Origin of the sequence: Enterobacter sp. Res13-Sevr-PEC09-46, from assembly GCF_015672585.1 — a bacterium.
GTDB lineage: Bacteria > Pseudomonadota > Gammaproteobacteria > Enterobacterales > Enterobacteriaceae > Enterobacter > Enterobacter hormaechei_C.
In genome coordinates this window covers 325,943-345,169 of record NZ_JADABR010000005.1, presented here as the reverse complement: position 1 = coordinate 345,169, position 19,227 = coordinate 325,943, and the positions used below count along the sequence as shown (strand labels likewise).

Below are 19,227 nucleotides of genomic sequence, written 5' to 3'. Positions count from 1 at the left end.
ACCCGGCCTACTCTCCGCCGCCCCCACCCGACAATTTCCTCCCAAACTTCAATTCTGGCACGCCTGTTGCTTTGTTTATTCATATCAACGCTGTCTGGCTTAACGTGCAACTTTGTCGCACCAGCGTAGATCATCGGTAGCACCGAAACGGTGCAACGAGGGATTATTGCCTCTGAATGGTGCGGCGCGCTTCGCAAAAATAAACAATAACGCAGCAAAATCTTTACATTAAGCCAGACTAAATGTTAACAAGCTTGCATAACACTGCACTCGCATTGCGCGAGATATAACAACATCACAATGGGTATCTATGCGTCACTGGCGCTGATAAGAAAGGAGTTGGGTATGCAATTACGTAAACTGGCCACAGCAATGCTGGTTATGGGAATGTCTGCGGGGGTTGTCCACGCTGAAGACGCTCCGGCAGCAGGAAGCACTCTCGACAAGATTGCCAAAAACGGCGTGATCGTGGTCGGCCACCGTGAATCTTCTGTCCCGTTCTCTTACTACGACAACACGCAAAAAGTCGTGGGCTATTCACAGGATTACTCCAACGCCATCGTTGAAGCCGTGAAGAAAAAGCTGAACAAACCTGACCTGCAAGTGAAGCTGATCCCCATCACTTCACAGAACCGTATTCCTCTGCTGCAAAACGGCACATTTGATTTTGAATGTGGCTCAACCACCAACAACCTTGAGCGTCAGAAACAGGCCGCTTTCTCGGACACCATCTTCGTTGTAGGCACCCGCCTGCTGACGAAGAAAGGCGGCGACATCAAAGATTTTGCTGACCTGAAAGGCAAAGCGGTTGTCGTGACCTCCGGTACCACGTCCGAAGTGCTGCTGCACAAGCTGAACGACGAGAAGAAAATGGACATGCGCATCATCAGCGCGAAAGATCATGGCGACTCCTTCCGTACCCTGGAAAGCGGCCGTGCTGTCGCGTTTATGATGGATGACGCCCTGCTGGCGGGCGAACGCGCGAAAGCGAAGAAACCAGACAACTGGGAAATCGTCGGTACCGCCCAGTCGAAAGAAGCCTACGGCTGTATGCTGCGTAAAGGTGACGAGGACTTCAAGAAACTGATCGATGACACCATCGCTCAGGCGCAAACCTCCGGCGAAGCGGCAAAATGGTTCGACAAATGGTTCAAGAACCCAATTCCACCAAAAAACCTGAACATGAACTTTGAACTGTCTGACGACATGAAAGCGCTGTTCAAATCACCAAACGACAAAGCTCTTAACTAATTAGAACGACAGGGGCGGGATCTCCTGCCCTCTCGATTGTCGGGAAGCATGGACAGACTATACGTTGAGTGGTCGTTCCCCACTCAGCGCAAAAATTGAGCTTCTCACCAATCTTCGAGGGTAGCGCTGCTACCCTTTTTTTTCTGGAGTTTACTATGTCAATTGACTGGAACTGGGGCATCTTTCTGCAACAAGCCCCGTTCGGCAACACCACCTATCTCGGCTGGCTGTGGAGCGGCTTTCAGGTTACCGTTGCGTTATCGATAACGGCGTGGATTATCGCGTTTCTTGTCGGTTCGCTGTTCGGTATTCTGCGTACCGTCCCTAACCGTTTTCTCTCTTTGATTGGCACGCTCTATGTGGAACTGTTCCGTAACGTTCCGCTGATCGTGCAGTTCTTTACCTGGTATCTGGTGATCCCGGAACTGCTGCCGGAAGATCTCGGCATGTGGTTTAAGGCCGAGCTGGATCCTAACGTACAATTTTTTGTCTCCTCTATGCTGTGTCTGGGGCTGTTCACCGCTGCGCGCGTCTGCGAGCAGGTACGTGCCGCCATACAGTCACTGCCGCGCGGGCAAAAGAATGCGGCACTGGCAATGGGCCTGACTCTGCCCCAGGCCTACCGTTACGTACTGCTGCCTAACGCTTACCGCGTCATCGTTCCGCCGATGACGTCCGAGATGATGAACCTGGTAAAAAACTCGGCTATCGCCTCAACCATCGGTCTGGTGGATATGGCGGCACAGGCGGGCAAACTGCTGGATTACTCCGCTCACGCCTGGGAATCCTTCACGGCGATCACGCTCGCCTATGTTCTGATTAACGCTTTCATCATGCTGGTGATGAACCTGGTTGAACGCAAAGTACGCCTGCCGGGCAATCTGGGGGGCAAATAAATGTACGATTTTGACTGGAGTTCCATTGTTCCCTCCATGCCCTATCTGCTGGATGGACTGGCAATCACCTTAAAGATCACCGTTATCGCCATTATCGTCGGTATCGTCTGGGGCACCCTGCTTGCAGTGATGCGCCTGTCGAGCTTTAAGCCGCTCGCCTGGTTTGCCACGGCTTACGTTAACGTGTTCCGCTCCATTCCACTGGTCATGGTGCTGCTGTGGTTTTATCTGATTGTTCCCGGCTTTTTACAGAACGTACTGGGACTGTCGCCAAAGACCGATATCCGCCTGATCTCTGCCATGGTGGCGTTTTCCATGTTTGAAGCCGCCTACTACTCAGAGATCATCCGCGCAGGTATTCAGAGTATCTCTCGCGGGCAGTCCAGCGCTGCGCTGGCGCTCGGTATGACGCACTGGCAGTCCATGAAGCTCATTATTTTGCCGCAGGCGTTTCGCGCCATGGTTCCGCTGCTGCTGACGCAGGGCATCGTCCTGTTCCAGGATACCTCCCTGGTCTACGTGCTGAGTCTGGCAGACTTCTTCCGTACCGCCTCCACCATTGGCGAACGTGACGGAACGCAGGTTGAGATGATCCTCTTCGCGGGCGGGGTCTATTTTGTGATTAGTTTAAGCGCATCGCTGTTGGTCAGCTGGCTGAAGAAAAGGACGGTATAATGATTTCCCTGAAAAATGTTTCTAAATGGTATGGGCACTTTCAGGTGCTGACCGACTGCTCAACAGAAGTAAAAAAAGGCGATGTGGTAGTGGTATGCGGCCCGTCCGGTTCCGGTAAGTCCACGCTTATCAAAACCGTTAATGGGCTGGAACCTGTCCAGCAGGGCGAGATTGTCGTTAACGGCACCAAAGTAAATGACCGCAAAACCAACCTTGCCCAGCTTCGCTCCCACGTAGGGATGGTGTTCCAGCATTTTGAGCTGTTCCCTCACCTGTCCATCATTGAGAACCTGACGCTGGCGCAGGTCAAAGTGCTGAAGCGCGACAAAAAAGCGGCGCGCGAAAAGGGGCTGAAGCTGCTGGAACGCGTCGGGCTGTCTGCGCATGCGAATAAGTTCCCGGCCCAGCTTTCGGGCGGCCAACAGCAGCGTGTGGCAATCGCGCGTGCGCTGTGCATGGATCCGGTGGCAATGCTGTTTGATGAGCCGACGTCCGCGCTCGACCCTGAGATGATCAACGAAGTGCTGGACGTCATGGTGGAGCTGGCGCACGAAGGGATGACCATGATGGTGGTGACGCATGAAATGGGCTTCGCCCGTAAAGTGGCCAACCGCGTGATCTTCATGGATGAAGGGAAAATTGTTGAAGACTCACCAAAAGAAGAGTTCTTCGCAAATCCTAAATCTGAACGTGCAAAAGACTTCCTCGCCAAAATCCTGCATTAATCTTTTTAGTGCGCAATCTGCGGATTGCGCACTGCTTCACGCTTTAGATCTCTTTTTCTATTCGGTGTCACATCGCAGCGTTAACCTTGTCACAAATAATGCTGAGAATGGAGAACGCTATGGCACAGCCAATTATTCTCGACTGCGATCCGGGTCATGATGACGCGATCGCACTCGTCCTTGCTCTTGCTTCCCCTGAACTGGACGTAAAAGCTGTCACCTCCTCCGCCGGGAACCAGACGCCGGATAAAACCTTGCGAAACGTGTTGCGCATGTTGACGCTGCTGAAACGCACCGATATTCCGGTCGCAGGTGGCGCCGTTAAACCACTGATGCGCGAGCTGATCATTGCGGATAATGTTCACGGTGAAAGTGGGCTGGATGGCCCGGCGCTACCGGAGCCGAATTTCACACCGCAAAACTGCACTGCCGTCGAGCTCATGGCGAAGGTGCTACGTGAGAGCGCAGAGCCCGTGACGCTGGTGGCGACCGGCCCGCAGACCAACGTAGCGCTGCTGCTGAACAGCCATCCTGAACTGCACAGCAACATCGCCCGTATCGTCATCATGGGCGGGGCAATGGGGCTGGGGAACTGGACGCCAGCAGCAGAGTTCAACATCTTCGTTGACCCGGAAGCCGCGGAAATCGTCTTCCAGTCGGGCCTGCCGATTGTGATGGCGGGGCTGGACGTGACGCATCGGGCACAGATTATGACAGACGATATTGAACGCTTCCGCGCCGTGGGCAACCCGGTTGCAACGACCGTGGCCGAGCTGCTCGACTTCTTTATGGAGTATCACAAAGCCGAGAAGTGGGGCTTCCACGGCGCCCCGCTGCATGACCCATGCACCATCGCCTGGCTGCTGAAGCCGGAAATGTTTACCACGGTCGAGCGTTGGGCTGGTGTGGAAACACAGGGGAAATATACCCAGGGAATGACAGTGGTGGACTATTACTCGCTGACGGGAAACAAGCCGAATACCACGGTGATGGTGGATATCGATCGGGAAGCGTTTGTGGATTTACTGGCGGAGCGGCTGGCTTATTATTCTGCGGCCTGATGCCCTCACCCCGGCCCTCTCCCACAGGGAGAGGGTGCAAACAGTTTTGCTTTTACCTACGGCTCAAACGGCCGACGCTGGAACTGGTCGTGCCCGCACTTCGGACACAGCGACAGCACCTCCGGCGTATAAACGGCGATATGGTGGTGGCACTTCTCACACACCAGGTTCCCCAACCCCACTACTTCGCCGCTGTGATAGACACCGTGGTGGTTTAAATCCTGAAACACCTCACGCCATTCCAGCTGCGTTTTGTCGGTGATATCCGCCAGCTCCTGCCACAGGCTCTCTTTGATGACCCGCATAAAAACGCTGTCGGCGATCTCGTCCTGGCTCTCTTCATAGCTTCGCGCGAACTCCTCCAGGTCACGGCGTACGGCGCGCGTCACCTCTTCCACTTCGGTTCGCGTTAACTCACCCGTTTGCGTCACGCGTGCGCGTGCCTGTTCGACCAGCGCGTCGATATCACGCTCGCCGTTACGCAGCCGTTCCGTCAGAGTCGCTACCAGTTCACGGTAAAATTGAGCAACCTTGTTCATCATTTTGCCTCCCGGGTAAGTAACTGTCTCTAATAATAGACCTTATTTCGCCGCCGCTTTGTCAGGTGAAGCACAGACCCGGTAAATTCCTGCAAAGTGCATTTGCGTGAAAGGCTGTTTTGACGCGGGCGTTTGGGCTATGCTATGCGGATCTGAATTACCACATCCATTGGCTACATTTGTAGCTGTATTGAACACAGGACCACTGGCTGCCATGCAAGAGCAATACCGCCCGGAAGAGATAGAATCAAAAGTCCAGCAACACTGGGACGAGAAGCGCACCTTTGAAGTAACCGAAGACGAGAGCAAAGAGAAGTATTACTGCCTGTCGATGCTTCCCTATCCTTCTGGTCGACTACACATGGGCCACGTGCGTAACTACACCATCGGTGACGTGATTGCGCGCTACCAGCGTATGCTGGGCAAAAACGTTCTTCAGCCTATCGGCTGGGATGCGTTCGGCCTGCCTGCTGAAGGCGCGGCGGTGAAAAACAACACGGCACCGGCTCCGTGGACGTACGACAACATTGCGTACATGAAAAACCAGCTGAAAATGCTGGGCTTTGGCTATGACTGGAGTCGCGAGCTGGCAACCTGTACCCCGGAATACTACCGCTGGGAGCAGAAATTCTTCACCGAGCTGTATAAAAAAGGCCTGGTGTACAAGAAGACCTCTGCCGTTAACTGGTGTCCGAATGACCAGACCGTTCTCGCGAACGAGCAGGTTATCGACGGCTGCTGCTGGCGCTGCGACACCAAAGTAGAGCGTAAAGAGATCCCGCAGTGGTTTATCAAAATCACTGCCTACGCTGACGAACTGCTGAACGATCTGGATAATCTGGACCACTGGCCAGATACCGTTAAGACCATGCAGCGCAACTGGATCGGCCGTTCCGAAGGTGTGGAAATTACCTTCAACGTTGAGAACTACGACCAGACCCTGACCGTCTATACCACCCGTCCGGACACCTTCATGGGCGCGACCTACCTGGCCGTGGCCGCAGGTCACCCGCTGGCGCAGAAAGCGGCAGAAAACAATCCGGAACTGGCGACCTTCATCGACGAATGCCGCAATACTAAAGTGGCCGAAGCCGACATGGCGACGATGGAGAAAAAAGGCGTTGATACCGGCTTTAAAGCCATTCACCCGCTGACGGGCGAAGCGATCCCTGTCTGGGCAGCCAACTTCGTACTGATGGAATACGGCACAGGCGCAGTGATGGCCGTGCCGGGTCACGACCAGCGCGACTACGAATTTGCCACCAAATACGGCCTGACCATCAAGCCTGTTATTCTTGCCGCTGACGGCTCTGAGCCCGATCTCTCTGAGCAAGCGCTGACTGAAAAAGGCACCCTGTTTAACTCCGGTGAGTTCAGCGGCCTGAGCTTCGAAGAAGGCTTCAACGCCATCGCCGACAAGCTGGCCTCCCTGGGCGTGGGCGAGCGTAAAGTGAACTACCGTCTGCGCGACTGGGGCGTTTCCCGTCAGCGTTACTGGGGTGCGCCAATCCCAATGGTGACTCTGGAAGATGGCACCGTGATGCCAACGCCGGAAGATCAGCTGCCGGTGATCCTGCCGGAAGACGTGGTCATGGACGGCATCACCAGCCCGATCAAAGCCGATCCTGAGTGGGCGAAAACCACCGTCAACGGTCAGCCAGCGCTGCGTGAAACCGACACCTTCGACACCTTTATGGAATCCTCCTGGTACTATGCGCGCTACACCTGCCCGCAGTACAAAGAAGGCATGCTGGATTCCGATGCAGCAAACTACTGGCTGCCGGTAGACATCTACATCGGTGGCATTGAACACGCCATCATGCACCTGCTCTACTTCCGCTTCTTCCACAAACTGATGCGTGACGCAGGCCTCGTCAACTCCGACGAGCCGGCAAAACAGCTGCTGTGTCAGGGTATGGTGCTGGCAGATGCGTTCTACTACGTTGGCGCGAACGGCGAGCGTAACTGGGTTTCTCCGGTTGATGCGATTGTGGAGCGCGACGAGAAAGGCCGTATCGTGAAGGCGAAAGACGCCGAAGGTCATGAACTGGTGTATACCGGCATGAGCAAGATGTCCAAGTCGAAAAATAACGGTATCGACCCGCAGGTAATGGTTGAGCGTTACGGCGCTGACACCGTGCGTCTGTTCATGATGTTCGCCTCCCCGGCAGATATGACGCTGGAATGGCAGGAATCTGGCGTTGAAGGGGCAAACCGCTTCCTGAAACGCGTCTGGAAACTGGTGTACGAGCACACCTCTCAGGGTGATGCGCCAGCGCTGAACGTGGCTGCACTGAGCGAAGATCAGCAGGCGCTGCGTCGTGATGTTCATAAAACCATTGCGAAAGTCACCGATGATATTGGTCGTCGTCAGACCTTCAATACCGCAATTGCGGCTATTATGGAACTGATGAACAAGCTGGCGAAAGCCCCGCAGGACGGCGAGCAGGATCGCGCCTTAATGCGTGAAGCGCTGCTGGCGGTCGTTCGCATGCTTAACCCGTTCACGCCGCACGTTAGCTTCACCCTGTGGCAGGAGCTGAAAGGCGAAGGCGATATCGACAACGCGCCGTGGCCAGTGGCGGATGAATCCGCTATGGTGGAAAACACCACGCTGGTGGTGGTGCAGGTTAACGGTAAAGTGCGCGGTAAAATTACCGTCGCGGTCGACGCAACCGAAGAACAGGTTCGCGAGCGCGCAGGCCAGGAGCATCTGGTCGCGAAATACCTTGAGGGCGTTACCGTACGTAAAGTGATCTACGTACCTGGTAAACTGCTGAATCTGGTCGTTGGCTAAGCGCGGGAGGAAACGTGCGACAACTGGCAACAATACTCTTATCTCTGGCGGTGCTGGTCACCGCTGGCTGTGGCTGGCACCTGCGCAACACCACGGCAGTGCCTGCTCAGATGAAAACAATGATCTTCGACTCATCCGATCCGAACGGACCGCTGAGCCGGGCCATTCGTAACCAGCTGCGTTTGAACGATGTTGAGCTGATCGAGAAGGGAACCCTGCGTCAGGATGTTCCTTCGCTTCGCGTCCTGAAATCAACGCTGTCACAAGATACGGCCTCGATCTTCCAGGATGGGCGGACGGCGGAATATCAGATGGTGCTTACCGTTGATGCGGCCGTCTTGATGCCAGGTAAAGATATTTACCCTATCAATACCAAAGTCTACCGCTCGTTCTTCGATAACCCGCAGACGGCGCTGGCAAAAGACGCCGAACAGCAGATTATCATCAAAGAGATGTACGATAAGGCCGCGGAACAGCTGATCCGCAGACTGCCTGCCATTGCCGCGTCGACGAAAAAAGGCGCTGACGTCATCGAAACACCGGATGCCAGCACGCCGGATATGCCAACGTCTCTGGGTAACTGATGATCAGGTTGTATCCTGAACAACTCCGCGCGCAGCTCAACGAAGGGCTGCGCGCGGCCTATCTGCTACTCGGCAATGACCCCCTGTTACTTCAGGAAAGCCTTGATGCGGTTCGCCATGCGGCAGCCGCGCAGGGTTTCGATGAGCATCATACGTTCCAGATCGATAACAGTACCGACTGGAACGCTATCTTCTCGCTTTGTCAGGCCATGAGCCTGTTTGCCTCTCGTCAGACAATCCAGATCCTGCTGCCAGAGAATGGACCTAACGCTGCTATCAATGAACAGCTGGCCATGCTGGTAAGTTTGTTACACGACGATCTGCTGCTTATCGTACGCGGCAACAAACTCACAAAAGCGCAGGAAAACGCGGCCTGGTTTACCCGGCTAGCCCCCAGTGCGGTGCTGGTCACCTGCCAGACGCCAGAGCAGGCGCATCTGCCAAAATGGGTTGCCGCGCGAGCAAAGCAGCACAATTTGCAGCTGGATGAGGCCGCCAGTCAGCTCCTATGCTACTGCTACGAAGGCAACCTTCTGGCACTGGCGCAGGCGCTGGACAGGCTCGCCCTGCTGTGGCCCGATGGTAAGCTGACGCTGCCGCGCGTGGAACAGGCGGTGAATGATGCCGCGCACTTTACCCCCTTCCACTGGGTTGATGCGCTGCTGTCGGCGAAAAGTAAGCGTGCTCTGCACATCCTGCAACAGCTGCGCCTGGAAGGGAGTGAGCCGGTCATTCTGCTCCGTACGCTCCAGCGCGAATTACTGCTGCTGAACAACCTTAAACGCCAGTCAGCACACACGCCCCTGCGCGCCTTATTCGACAAACATCGCGTCTGGCAAAACCGTCGGGCGATGACCACGGAGGCGATAAACCGCCTGAGCCAGGAGCAGTTGCGTCAGGCAGTACAACTTCTGATGCGCGCCGAACTGACGTTAAAACAGGATTACGGCCAGTCTGTCTGGGCGGAGCTGGAGAGCCTCTCTTTGCTGCTCTGCCATAAGGCGCTGGCAGACGTATTTATCGATGGGTGATATGCATTCTTTACAGGCAATGTATGGCGGGACCTTCGACCCGGTACACTATGGGCATCTTAAGCCGGTAGAAATCCTCGCGAATTTGATTGGGTTGCAGCGGGTAATCATCATGCCCAACAATGTTCCGCCGCACCGTCCTCAGCCAGAAGCAACCAGCGAGCAGCGTAAAGCGATGCTCGCGCTGGCTATCGCCGATAAGCCTCTCTTCACGCTTGATGAGCGTGAACTGCGCAGGGATACCCCTTCCTGGACATCGCAAACGCTGCGGGAGTGGCGCGATGAGCAGGGGCCCATGAAACCGCTGGCGTTCATCATCGGCCAGGATTCCTTGCTCAACTTTTCCAGCTGGTACCAGTACGAAACCATTCTGGAAAACAGTCATCTGCTGGTCTGCCGCCGTCCGGGCTACCCGCTGACCATGCGCGACGCACAGCATCAGCAGTGGCTTGACGCACATCTGACGGACAATATAGAAGACCTGCACAGTCTCCCCGCCGGGAAAATTTACCTCGCTGAAACGCCGTGGTTTGATATTTCCGCAACCCTCATCCGCGAGCGTCTCCAGCAGGGTTTAGACTGTGACGATCTCCTCCCCTCGCCCGTGCTGGCCTATATCCATGCGCACGGTCTGTATCAGAAAAGTACAGATGTCTGAGCATCGCCGGCGAAATTGTCCGTTAATGATTATCCTGCCTTGACAGGCTAAGCCATACTGATATCCTCCGCTGCCAGACTTTCCCGCCGATCGCTGCTTTACAGAAATTGTTTTACAAAAATGGCGATGCAATATCAGGCGGAGGGTGGGATGATACCCGCCTTCAAAAGCCGGGCGGTGACATTTGTCCCGCGACTGGCGTCAGTTCAGGTATACTGACTGACCACGAATTCATAGTTGTACAATCTCATTCACCCAGGGGGAAAACTTGCAGGGTAAAGCACTCCAGGATTTTGTTATCGACAAAATTGATGACCTGAAAGGTCAGGACATCATCGCTATCGACGTTAAGGGTAAATCCAGCATCACCGACTGCATGATCATCTGCACCGGGACCTCAACTCGTCACGTTGTTTCGATTGCTGACCATGTTGTTCAGGAATCGCGCGCGGCAGGGCTGCTTCCGCTGGGCGTTGAAGGTGAAGCGACCGCTGACTGGGTGGTTGTCGATCTCGGCGATGTGATTGTCCACGTCATGCAGGAAGAGAGCCGTCGCCTGTATGAGCTGGAAAAACTCTGGGGTTAATGCGTGAAGTTGCAACTGGTCGCCGTCGGCACCAAAATGCCGGACTGGGTACAAACCGGTTTTACTGAGTATCTGCGTCGTTTCCCAAAAGATATGCCGTTCGAACTGGTGGAGATCCCAGCAGGAAAGCGCGGCAAGAACGCAGATATCAAACGTATTCTCGATAAAGAGGGAGAGCTGATGCTGGCTGCCGCAGGCAAAAACCGCATCGTGACCCTCGATATCCCGGGCAAACCCTGGGATACGCCGCAGCTGGCGCACGAACTGGAGCGCTGGAAGCAGGATGGTCGGGACGTCAGTCTGTTGATTGGCGGACCAGAGGGGTTATCTCCCGCCTGCAAAGCGGCAGCAGAACAAAGTTGGTCACTCTCGGCGCTGACGCTGCCCCACCCGCTTGTACGGGTTCTCGTGGCAGAAAGTTTGTATCGCGCATGGAGCATCACTACCAACCACCCTTATCACCGCGAGTAATGACTGACCAGGGTAATTTAAGCAGCGGATGAAACTACAGAATTCTTTTCGCGACTATACGGCTGAGTCCGCGCTGTTTGTGCGCCGGGCGCTGGTCGCCTTTACGGGGATTTTGCTGCTTACCGGCGTGCTGATCGCCAACCTCTATAATCTGCAAATTGTCCGCTATACCGATTACCAGACCCGCTCAAACGAAAACCGTATCAAGCTGGTGCCCATCGCGCCCAGCCGCGGCATTATCTACGATCGTAACGGCACGCCGCTGGCGCTTAATCGCACCATCTACCAGATAGAGATGATGCCCGAGAAAGTGGATAACGTGCAGGATACGCTGAACGCGCTGAGAAGCGTTGTCGACCTGACTGATGACGATATCGCTGCGTTCAAAAAAGAGCGCGCACGTTCTCACCGCTTCACCTCCATTCCGGTAAAAACCAACCTGACGGAAGTGCAGGTCGCCCGTTTTGCCGTTAACCAGTACCGTTTCCCCGGTGTGGAAGTCAAAGGCTATAAACGCCGCTACTATCCTTACGGCTCCGCGCTGACGCACGTCATTGGTTACGTCTCCAAAATCAACGATAAAGACGTCGAACGCCTTGATAAAGACGGCAAGCTGGCTAACTACGCCGCAACCCATGATATTGGCAAGCTGGGGATCGAACGTTATTACGAAGATGTGCTGCACGGTCAGACCGGGTATGAAGAGGTTGAAGTTAACAACCGTGGCCGCGTGATCCGTCAGCTGAAAGAGGTTCCCCCGCAGGCGGGACATGACGTCTATCTGACGCTCGACCTGAAGCTCCAGCAGTATATCGAAACGCTGCTGGCGGGTAGCCGTGCTGCGGTTATTGTGACCGACCCGCGTACCGGCGGCATTCTGGCGATGGTTTCCATGCCAAGCTACGATCCGAACCTCTTCGTGGATGGCATCTCCAGCAAGGATTACTCCGGCCTGCTCAACGATCCAAACACGCCGCTGGTGAACCGCGCGACGCAGGGGGTTTATCCTCCAGCTTCAACGGTTAAACCGTACGTCGCCGTGTCTGCGCTGAGCGCGGGCGTCATCACCCGTAATACCAGTCTGTTTGACCCCGGCTGGTGGCAGTTGCCTGGCTCTGAGAAACGCTACCGCGACTGGAAAAAATGGGGCCACGGCCATCTGAACGTGACCAAATCACTGGAAGAGTCGGCGGATACCTTCTTCTATCAGGTCGCCTACGACATGGGTATTGACCGTCTGTCTGAATGGATGAGCAAGTTCGGCTATGGGCATTACACCGGCATAGATTTGGCGGAAGAACGTTCCGGCAACATGCCAACCCGCGAATGGAAGCTGAAGCGCTTTAAAAAACCCTGGTATCAGGGTGACACCATTCCGGTGGGGATCGGCCAGGGCTACTGGACGGCAACCCCGCTGCAAATGAACAAGGCGATGATGATCCTCATCAACGATGGCGTCGTGAAAGTGCCGCACCTGCTGCAAAGCACCGTTGAAGACGGCAAAAAAGTGCCGTGGATACAGCCGCACGAGCCGCCGGTGGGTGACATTCATTCCGGGTACTGGGAAATCGCGAAAGACGGCATGTACGGTGTAGCCAACCGCCCTAACGGGACGGCGCACAAATATTTCGCTGGCGCACCGTATAAGGTAGCCGCGAAATCAGGTACGGCTCAGGTCTTCGGTCTGAAAGCGAATGAAACCTATAACGCACATAAAATTGCCGAACGTCTGCGTGACCACAAGCTCATGACGGCGTTTGCCCCTTATGATAACCCGCAGGTTGCGGTGGCGATGATTCTTGAGAACGGCGGCGCAGGCCCGGCGGTGGGTACCATCATGCGTCAAATTCTCGACCACATCATGCTGGGTGACAACAACACCGAACTGCCAGCTGAAAACCCGGCAGCCGCTGCGGCGGAGGACCAATAATCATGACAGATAATCCGAATAAAAAATCGCTGTGGGACAAGATCCACATCGACCCTGCCATGCTGCTGATCCTGCTGGCTCTGCTGGTCTATAGCGCCCTCGTTATCTGGAGCGCCAGCGGCCAGGATATCGGCATGATGGAGCGTAAAATCGGCCAGATCGCCATGGGTCTGGTCATTATGGTGGTGATGGCGCAAATACCGCCGCGCGTGTACGAGGGCTGGGCGCCCTATCTCTATATTTTCTGTATCATTTTGTTGGTGGCAGTAGATGCTTTCGGCGCCATCTCGAAAGGGGCTCAACGCTGGCTGGATCTGGGGATTGTCCGCTTCCAGCCGTCGGAAATCGCCAAAATCGCCGTCCCGCTGATGGTGGCGCGCTTTATTAACCGCGACGTCTGCCCGCCGTCGTTGAAAAATACCGCCATTGCGCTGGTGCTGATTTTCCTGCCGACGCTGCTCGTGGCCGCACAGCCGGACCTCGGTACTTCAATTCTTATCGCCCTCTCCGGCCTGTTCGTCCTGTTCCTGTCCGGCCTGAGCTGGCGTCTGATTGGTATCGCCGTGGTGCTGGTTGCCGCGTTTATCCCCATCCTCTGGTTCTTCCTGATGCATGATTACCAGCGTCAGCGCGTTATGATGCTGCTCGATCCCGAGACCGATCCGCTGGGCGCAGGCTATCATATTATTCAGTCGAAGATTGCGATTGGCTCCGGAGGCCTGCGTGGTAAAGGCTGGCTGCACGGTACGCAGTCGCAGCTCGAATTTTTACCGGAACGCCACACCGACTTTATCTTTGCCGTTCTGGCTGAGGAGTTAGGGCTGGTTGGCATCCTGGTGCTGCTTGCACTCTACGTGCTGCTGATCATGCGAGGTTTGTGGATTGCCGCGCGCGCGCAAACCACCTTTGGTCGCGTGATGGCAGGCGGATTAATGTTGATTTTGTTCGTTTATGTCTTCGTAAATATTGGTATGGTGAGTGGTATTCTGCCGGTTGTTGGCGTACCGCTGCCGCTGGTGAGTTACGGGGGCTCGGCACTGATCGTGTTGATGGCCGGGTTTGGTATCGTCATGTCGATCCATACCCACAGGAAAATGTTGTCCAAAAGCGTATAAAAATAAGGGGATCGCAATGCGTAAGCAGTGGCTGGGGATCTGCATCGCAGCAAGTTTACTTGCCGCCTGTACAAGTGATGATGGTCAGCAACAGGCAACCGTCGCGCCGCCGCAGCCTGCGGTCTGTAATGGCCCGATTGTTGAGATTAGCGGTGCCGATCCCGTTTATGAACCGCTGAACGCCAGCGTGAATCAGGATTATCAGCGCGACGGTAAAAGCTATAAAATCGTTCAGGATCCTTCCCGTTTCAGCCAGGCTGGCTTTGCTGCCATCTATGACGCTGAGCCCGGCAGCAATCTGACCGCGTCGGGTGAAACCTTCGATCCGATGCAGATCACGGCGGCACACCCGACGTTGCCTGTCCCGAGCTATGCACGCATCACTAACCTGGCGAATGGCCGAATGATCGTGGTGCGTATCAACGATCGCGGTCCTTACGGCACCGATCGCGTGATCTCCCTGTCCCGTGCGGCGGCCGACCGTCTGAACACCTCAAACAATACTAAAGTGCGTATCGACCCGATTATCGTGGCGCAGGATGGTTCACTGTCTGGCCCGGGCACGGCCTGTACCACGGTCGCGAAACAGACCTATGCCCTGCCCGCTCGCCCGGATCTGAGCGGTGGTATGGGGGGCGCTTCAACGCCGGCAGAGCCCGCACAGCCGCAGGGTGAAGTGCGCGCTATCAGCAACGATACGCTGCAAAGTGAAGACGCGACAGGCGCCCCGGTGAAAAGCAGTGGTTTCCTTGGCGCACCCACCACGTTAGCGCCGGGCGTGATTGAATCAAATGAACCTGCCCCAGCGCCTGCGCCCGTCGCTGCTGCACCCGCTACACAACCCGCCCTGGTGACCGCGCCTGCTGCTACGCAGACGGCGGCGCCTGCGACGGCGAGCGGCAGCTACGTGGTTCAGGTTGGCGCCGTCAGCGATCGGACCCGTGCAGAGCAATATCAGCAGCGTTTAAGCAAGCAGTTTGGCGTGCCAGGCCGCGTTGAGCAAAACGGTGCGGTATGGCGTATCCAGATGGGTCCATTTGCCAGCAAATCGCAGGCAGCGTCCCTGCAACAGCGTTTGCAGAGCGAGGCGCAGCTCCAGTCGTTTATCGCTGTTGCAAAATAATTATTCGGTGGTATCCGAAATGTCAGTTTGTGTAAAGCACGTTAACACTCTCATGATGAAAGTCGGATGCCTGCCCGTATAGCATTTGCTATAGTAAGGCACTTTTTTTAATTCCATCACGGATGTCGTAGTTCTGACCATGAAGACCACTTTTTCTGCTCGTTTTGTGCAGCGCATGGCGCTGACCACGGCCCTTTGCGCTGCTGCGTTCTCCGCAGCTCACGCGGACGACCTGAACATCAAGACCATGATCCCTGGCGTTCCGCAGATCGACGCGGAATCCTACATCCTGATTGATTACAACTCCGGCAAAGTTCTGGCAGAACAGAACGCCGATGCCCGCCGCGATCCGGCCAGCCTGACCAAAATGATGACCAGCTATGTTATCGGCCAGGCCATGAAAGCAGGCAAATTCAAAGAAACCGACCTGGTGACCATCGGTAACGATGCGTGGGCAACCGGCAACCCGGTGTTCAAAGGTTCATCGCTGATGTTCCTGAAGCCAGGCATGCAGGTTCCGGTCTCTCAGCTTATCCGTGGCATCAACTTGCAGTCCGGTAACGACGCCTGCGTGGCCATGGCCGATTTTGCAGCGGGCAGCCAGGACGCGTTCGTGGGCCTGATGAACAGCTACGTCTCCGCCCTGGGCCTGAAAAACAGCCACTTCCAGACCGTTCACGGCCTGGACGCCGAAGGTCAGTACAGTTCCGCGCGTGACATGGCGCTGATCGGTCAGGCGCTGATCCGCGATGTGCCAAACGAGTACTCTATCTACAAAGAGAAAGAGTTCACCTTCAACGGCATTCGTCAGACCAACCGTAACGGCCTGCTGTGGGACAACAGCCTGAACGTCGACGGCATCAAAACTGGCCACACCGATAAAGCCGGCTATAACCTGGTGGCCTCCGCCACTGAAGGCCAGATGCGTCTGATCTCTGCCGTGATGGGGGGGCGTACGTTTAAAGGCCGCGAAACGGAAAGCAAAAAGCTGTTGACCTGGGGCTTCCGCTTCTTCGAAACCGTGAACCCGCTGAAAGCCGGTAAAGAATTTGCCTCTGAACCTGTCTGGTTTGGCGATAACGATCGCGCTTCCCTGGGCGTGGACAAAGATCTCTATCTGACGATCCCACGCGGTCGTATGAAAGATCTGAAAGCCAGCTACGTGCTGAATACCACCGAGCTGCACGCCCCGCTGCAAAAGAATCAGGTCGTGGGTACGATTAACTTCCAGCTGGATGGCAAAACCATCGATCAGCGCCCGCTGGTGGTGCTGGAGGAAATTCCTGAAGGCAATTTCTTCGGCAAAATCATTGATTACATTAAGCTGATGTTCCATCACTGGTTTGGTTAAAAATTGAACACTTGAAAGTGTGATTTTGATCCCCATATACTACGTATCAGTAAAACTCCCGCCCCGTGGCGGGAGTTATTATTTTTTACACACACGCCGGAGCTGACATGAAAACCAAACTTAACGAACTGCTTGAATTCCCTACCCCTTTTACTTACAAAGTAATGGGTCTGGCGAAACCTGAGCTGGTTGATCAGGTGGTTGAAGTGGTACAGCGCCATGCGCCGGGCGACTACTCTCCATCAGTCAAACCGAGCAGCAAAGGTAACTACCACTCGGTCTCAATCACCATCACTGCGACACACATTGAGCAGGTTGAGACGCTGTACGAAGAGCTCGGCAATATCGAAATTGTTCGTATGGTGCTGTAGTCCCTCAGCGGTTACCCGGTTTGCCGGGTAACCCACTCCCCCGCTGTGATATACTCCCCGTTACCTATTCTCCCTTGTCTTCGGAGACGTCCTTTTGTACCAGGATAAAATTCTTGTCCGCCATCTTGGGCTACAGCCTTACGAGCCAGTCTCTCAGGCTATGCATGACTTTACCGATATGCGCGATGACACTACCCCTGATGAAATCTGGCTGGTTGAACACCTGCCGGTGTTTACTCAAGGCCAGGCAGGAAAAGCCGAACATTTATTGATGACGGGTGATATCCCGGTGATCCAGAGCGATCGCGGTGGACAGGTAACCTACCACGGCCCGGGCCAGCAGGTAATGTATGTCCTGCTTAACCTGAAACGCAGAAAGCTGGGCGTGCGTGAGCTCGTGACCTTACTGGAACAAACCGTGGTGAACACGCTCGCTGAGTACGGTATCGATGCTCACCCTCGCGCCGATGCCCCGGGCGTCTATGTTGGAGAGATGAAGATCTGTTCGCTGGGGCTGCGTATCCGTAAAGGCTGCTCGTTCCACGGGCTGGCGCTGAATATCAATATGGATCTGACCCCTTTCCAGCGGATCAACCCATGCGGGTATGCCGGTATGGAAATGACGCAAATGCGCCAGTGGGTCGATACCGCCACCCCTGAGAATATCCGCCCCGTGCTTCTGAAGAAGTTTTTAGCGCTGCTTAACAATCCTGACTACGAATATATTGCTGCTTAACACACTTCCGGCAGTGGTTCGGTTATTTGACCAGCCACTGCTTAATTGCCGCATTTACGCTTTACAATAAACCGCATATTCTATATTTTCGAGTCGCCCATATATTAGCGTCCCATATTAATTAGAACCTTAATAGTACCATCACCGGGTATCGTGTAACGTGCGTGATAATCATCCAACTGCTTGTTTTCGATAAACAAGGGAAACTTGCGAAACACTTTACGAATCTCTGCAAGCATAATAAATAAATTCAACTATCATTCATATTGTGAATGGATACGGAGTAAGAGCGTGGAGCCTACTAATTTACCAGCCAAACGCCTGAATGAAACCAGCGGCGAAGATAAGCCGCAAATTTTCCGGACTTTACGTAATATTGATCTCAATTTATTGACTATTTTTGAGGCGGTATATGTCCACAAAGGTATCGTTAATGCTGCGAAAATTCTTAATCTCACGCCCTCCGCTATTAGCCAGTCAATTCAAAAATTGCGCGCGATATTTCCCGATCCCTTATTTATTCGTAAAGGCCAGGGCGTAACCCCCACCGCGTACGCCACCCATCTGCATGAGTACATCAGCCAGGGTCTGGAATCGATTCTGGGCGCGCTGGATCTCACCGGCAGTTACGATAAGCAACGAACCATCACCATAGGCACCTCTCCCTCTGTGGGCGTTCTGGTCATGCCCGCTATTTACCAGGCTGTTAAACAGCATGCGCCACAGCTGCTGATCCGCAACGTGCCCGTTAACGATCCGGAAACTCAGCTGGCACAATTCCAGACGGACCTGATCATCGATAGCAACAGCTTCGCGGCCAGGGCATTAGGGCATAACGTTCTCTATACCGACTCTCTGGCGCTCGTTTGTCGTCAGAATCATCCTGCTTTGGGCGCAGCTTTGACGCCTGAAAATTTGCGTCATTACGAACATGCAACCTTTATGTCCGAGGGGCAGGGTCCGGATCCGCTGCGCCAGCGTATTGACGAACTGTTCCCGGACCGTCTGATCAGCTTCAGCAGTTACAATATGTTTACCCTCGCGGCCCTGATTGGCAGCAGCGATTTGCTCTGTATTATGCCTGTGCGTCTCTTCACTCTGCTTCAAAAGTGCTGGCCGCTGGAGAGCATTCCATTGAGTCAACTTACGACGGAATCTGTTGAAATCTCACTGCATTACAACAAGCTAAGCCTGCGCGATCCGGTGCTGGAAAACGTCATTAACGTGATCCGCCAGACATTCTGATCCCGCCTTTCAGCACAAGCCCCTGCCGCAAGCGGGGCAAAAGGCACAAAACAACAACTATTTTACAAATTGGCGACCTGGC

The 19,227-nt window shown here is 54.7% G+C and carries 19 protein-coding genes; 18 read left to right on the top strand and 1 reads right to left on the bottom strand.

What is annotated here, in order from left to right; genetic code table 11:
• Positions 1-345 precede the first annotated feature (345 nt).
• The 5 genes from IMQ56_RS02895 (at position 346) to rihA (ending at position 4,608) form a co-directional block, all read left to right on the top strand.
• Positions 346-1,251: an amino acid ABC transporter substrate-binding protein gene (locus IMQ56_RS02895; protein ID WP_003858681.1), complete on the top strand. Its 906-nt coding sequence runs from the start codon at positions 346-348 to the stop codon at positions 1,249-1,251.
• Positions 1,252-1,406: 155 nt separating this feature from the next.
• Positions 1,407-2,147, top strand: coding sequence for a glutamate/aspartate ABC transporter permease GltJ (gene gltJ, locus IMQ56_RS02890; RefSeq protein ID WP_196063734.1), 741 nt, complete (start codon positions 1,407-1,409; stop codon positions 2,145-2,147).
• Entirely contained in the window at positions 2,148-2,822 is a 675-nt protein-coding gene (gene gltK, locus IMQ56_RS02885) for a glutamate/aspartate ABC transporter permease GltK (RefSeq protein WP_003858686.1), read from the top strand.
• Complete coding sequence (locus tag IMQ56_RS02880) at positions 2,822-3,547, top strand: amino acid ABC transporter ATP-binding protein (protein WP_017382465.1); 726 nt, start codon at positions 2,822-2,824, stop codon at positions 3,545-3,547. Before gltK ends, IMQ56_RS02880 begins: the two co-directional genes overlap by 1 nt.
• Before the next feature lie 119 nt (positions 3,548-3,666).
• Positions 3,667-4,608 (top strand): pyrimidine-specific ribonucleoside hydrolase RihA, encoded by a 942-nt coding sequence (gene rihA / locus IMQ56_RS02875; RefSeq protein WP_047732912.1) that lies wholly within the window; start codon positions 3,667-3,669, stop codon positions 4,606-4,608.
• A gap of 56 nt (positions 4,609-4,664) precedes the next feature.
• Here rihA and IMQ56_RS02870 read toward each other — a convergent pair whose 3' ends face one another.
• Positions 4,665-5,147 (bottom strand): zinc ribbon-containing protein, encoded by a 483-nt coding sequence (locus tag IMQ56_RS02870; RefSeq protein WP_003858689.1) that lies wholly within the window; start codon positions 5,145-5,147, stop codon positions 4,665-4,667.
• A 214-nt stretch (positions 5,148-5,361) separates the two neighbouring features.
• Here IMQ56_RS02870 and leuS point away from each other — a divergent pair, with 214 nt between their 5' ends.
• From leuS to IMQ56_RS02805, 13 genes are all read left to right on the top strand, one after another.
• Positions 5,362-7,944, top strand: coding sequence for a leucine--tRNA ligase (gene leuS / locus IMQ56_RS02865; protein WP_015571136.1), 2,583 nt, complete (start codon positions 5,362-5,364; stop codon positions 7,942-7,944).
• Between the two features lie 14 nt (positions 7,945-7,958).
• Positions 7,959-8,528 (top strand): LPS assembly lipoprotein LptE, encoded by a 570-nt coding sequence (gene lptE / locus IMQ56_RS02860; RefSeq protein WP_006809628.1) that lies wholly within the window; start codon positions 7,959-7,961, stop codon positions 8,526-8,528.
• Complete coding sequence (holA, locus tag IMQ56_RS02855; RefSeq protein ID WP_015571137.1) at positions 8,528-9,559, top strand: DNA polymerase III subunit delta; 1,032 nt, start codon at positions 8,528-8,530, stop codon at positions 9,557-9,559. Before lptE ends, holA begins: the two co-directional genes overlap by 1 nt.
• The gene (nadD, locus tag IMQ56_RS02850; RefSeq protein WP_196063735.1) at positions 9,552-10,217 is read left to right on the top strand and encodes a nicotinate-nucleotide adenylyltransferase; all 666 of its coding nucleotides are present in this window, start codon (positions 9,552-9,554) and stop codon (positions 10,215-10,217) included. Before holA ends, nadD begins: the two co-directional genes overlap by 8 nt.
• 268 nt (positions 10,218-10,485) lie before the next feature.
• Positions 10,486-10,803: a ribosome silencing factor gene (gene rsfS, locus IMQ56_RS02845; protein WP_003858696.1), complete on the top strand. Its 318-nt coding sequence runs from the start codon at positions 10,486-10,488 to the stop codon at positions 10,801-10,803.
• 3 nt (positions 10,804-10,806) lie between these two features.
• Positions 10,807-11,274 (top strand): 23S rRNA (pseudouridine(1915)-N(3))-methyltransferase RlmH, encoded by a 468-nt coding sequence (gene rlmH, locus IMQ56_RS02840; protein WP_003858701.1) that lies wholly within the window; start codon positions 10,807-10,809, stop codon positions 11,272-11,274.
• Between the two features lie 28 nt (positions 11,275-11,302).
• Positions 11,303-13,204, top strand: a complete 1,902-nt coding sequence (mrdA, locus tag IMQ56_RS02835; RefSeq protein WP_015571138.1) for a peptidoglycan DD-transpeptidase MrdA — start codon at positions 11,303-11,305, stop codon at positions 13,202-13,204.
• A gap of 2 nt (positions 13,205-13,206) precedes the next feature.
• Entirely contained in the window at positions 13,207-14,319 is a 1,113-nt protein-coding gene (mrdB, locus tag IMQ56_RS02830; RefSeq protein WP_015571139.1) for a peptidoglycan glycosyltransferase MrdB, read from the top strand.
• A 16-nt stretch (positions 14,320-14,335) separates the two neighbouring features.
• The gene (gene rlpA / locus IMQ56_RS02825; protein WP_047727988.1) at positions 14,336-15,442 is read left to right on the top strand and encodes an endolytic peptidoglycan transglycosylase RlpA; all 1,107 of its coding nucleotides are present in this window, start codon (positions 14,336-14,338) and stop codon (positions 15,440-15,442) included.
• Positions 15,443-15,581: 139 nt separating this feature from the next.
• Complete coding sequence (gene dacA / locus IMQ56_RS02820) at positions 15,582-16,793, top strand: D-alanyl-D-alanine carboxypeptidase DacA (RefSeq protein WP_003858714.1); 1,212 nt, start codon at positions 15,582-15,584, stop codon at positions 16,791-16,793.
• A 107-nt stretch (positions 16,794-16,900) separates the two neighbouring features.
• The gene (gene ybeD / locus IMQ56_RS02815; protein WP_003858718.1) at positions 16,901-17,164 is read left to right on the top strand and encodes a DUF493 family protein YbeD; all 264 of its coding nucleotides are present in this window, start codon (positions 16,901-16,903) and stop codon (positions 17,162-17,164) included.
• 94 nt (positions 17,165-17,258) lie between these two features.
• A complete protein-coding gene (lipB, locus tag IMQ56_RS02810; protein ID WP_017382471.1) occupies positions 17,259-17,900 on the top strand; it encodes a lipoyl(octanoyl) transferase LipB in 642 nt (213 codons plus the stop codon).
• A gap of 291 nt (positions 17,901-18,191) precedes the next feature.
• On the top strand, positions 18,192-19,145 hold the full coding sequence (locus tag IMQ56_RS02805) for a YbeF family transcriptional regulator (protein ID WP_049134529.1): 954 nt from the start codon (positions 18,192-18,194) through the stop codon (positions 19,143-19,145).
• Positions 19,146-19,227: the final 82 nt, after the last annotated feature.

Excerpts from the sequence above, each read along its gene's own strand:
- ybeD (WP_003858718.1), top strand. The coding sequence starts at position 16,901 with ATGAAAACCAAACTTAACGAACTGCTTGAATTCCCTACCCCTTTTACT.
- leuS (WP_015571136.1), top strand. The coding sequence starts at position 5,362 with ATGCAAGAGCAATACCGCCCGGAAGAGATAGAATCAAAAGTCCAGCAA.
- gltK (WP_003858686.1), top strand. The coding sequence starts at position 2,148 with ATGTACGATTTTGACTGGAGTTCCATTGTTCCCTCCATGCCCTATCTG.
- dacA (WP_003858714.1), top strand. The coding sequence starts at position 15,582 with ATGAAGACCACTTTTTCTGCTCGTTTTGTGCAGCGCATGGCGCTGACC.
- IMQ56_RS02880 (WP_017382465.1), top strand. The coding sequence starts at position 2,822 with ATGATTTCCCTGAAAAATGTTTCTAAATGGTATGGGCACTTTCAGGTG.
- gltJ (WP_196063734.1), top strand. The coding sequence starts at position 1,407 with ATGTCAATTGACTGGAACTGGGGCATCTTTCTGCAACAAGCCCCGTTC.
- rlpA (WP_047727988.1), top strand. The coding sequence starts at position 14,336 with ATGCGTAAGCAGTGGCTGGGGATCTGCATCGCAGCAAGTTTACTTGCC.
- IMQ56_RS02895 (WP_003858681.1), top strand. The coding sequence starts at position 346 with ATGCAATTACGTAAACTGGCCACAGCAATGCTGGTTATGGGAATGTCT.
- IMQ56_RS02870 (WP_003858689.1), bottom strand. The coding sequence starts at position 5,147 with ATGAACAAGGTTGCTCAATTTTACCGTGAACTGGTAGCGACTCTGACG.
- nadD (WP_196063735.1), top strand. The coding sequence starts at position 9,552 with ATGGGTGATATGCATTCTTTACAGGCAATGTATGGCGGGACCTTCGAC.
- rihA (WP_047732912.1), top strand. The coding sequence starts at position 3,667 with ATGGCACAGCCAATTATTCTCGACTGCGATCCGGGTCATGATGACGCG.
- holA (WP_015571137.1), top strand. The coding sequence starts at position 8,528 with ATGATCAGGTTGTATCCTGAACAACTCCGCGCGCAGCTCAACGAAGGG.
- mrdB (WP_015571139.1), top strand. The coding sequence starts at position 13,207 with ATGACAGATAATCCGAATAAAAAATCGCTGTGGGACAAGATCCACATC.
- mrdA (WP_015571138.1), top strand. The coding sequence starts at position 11,303 with ATGAAACTACAGAATTCTTTTCGCGACTATACGGCTGAGTCCGCGCTG.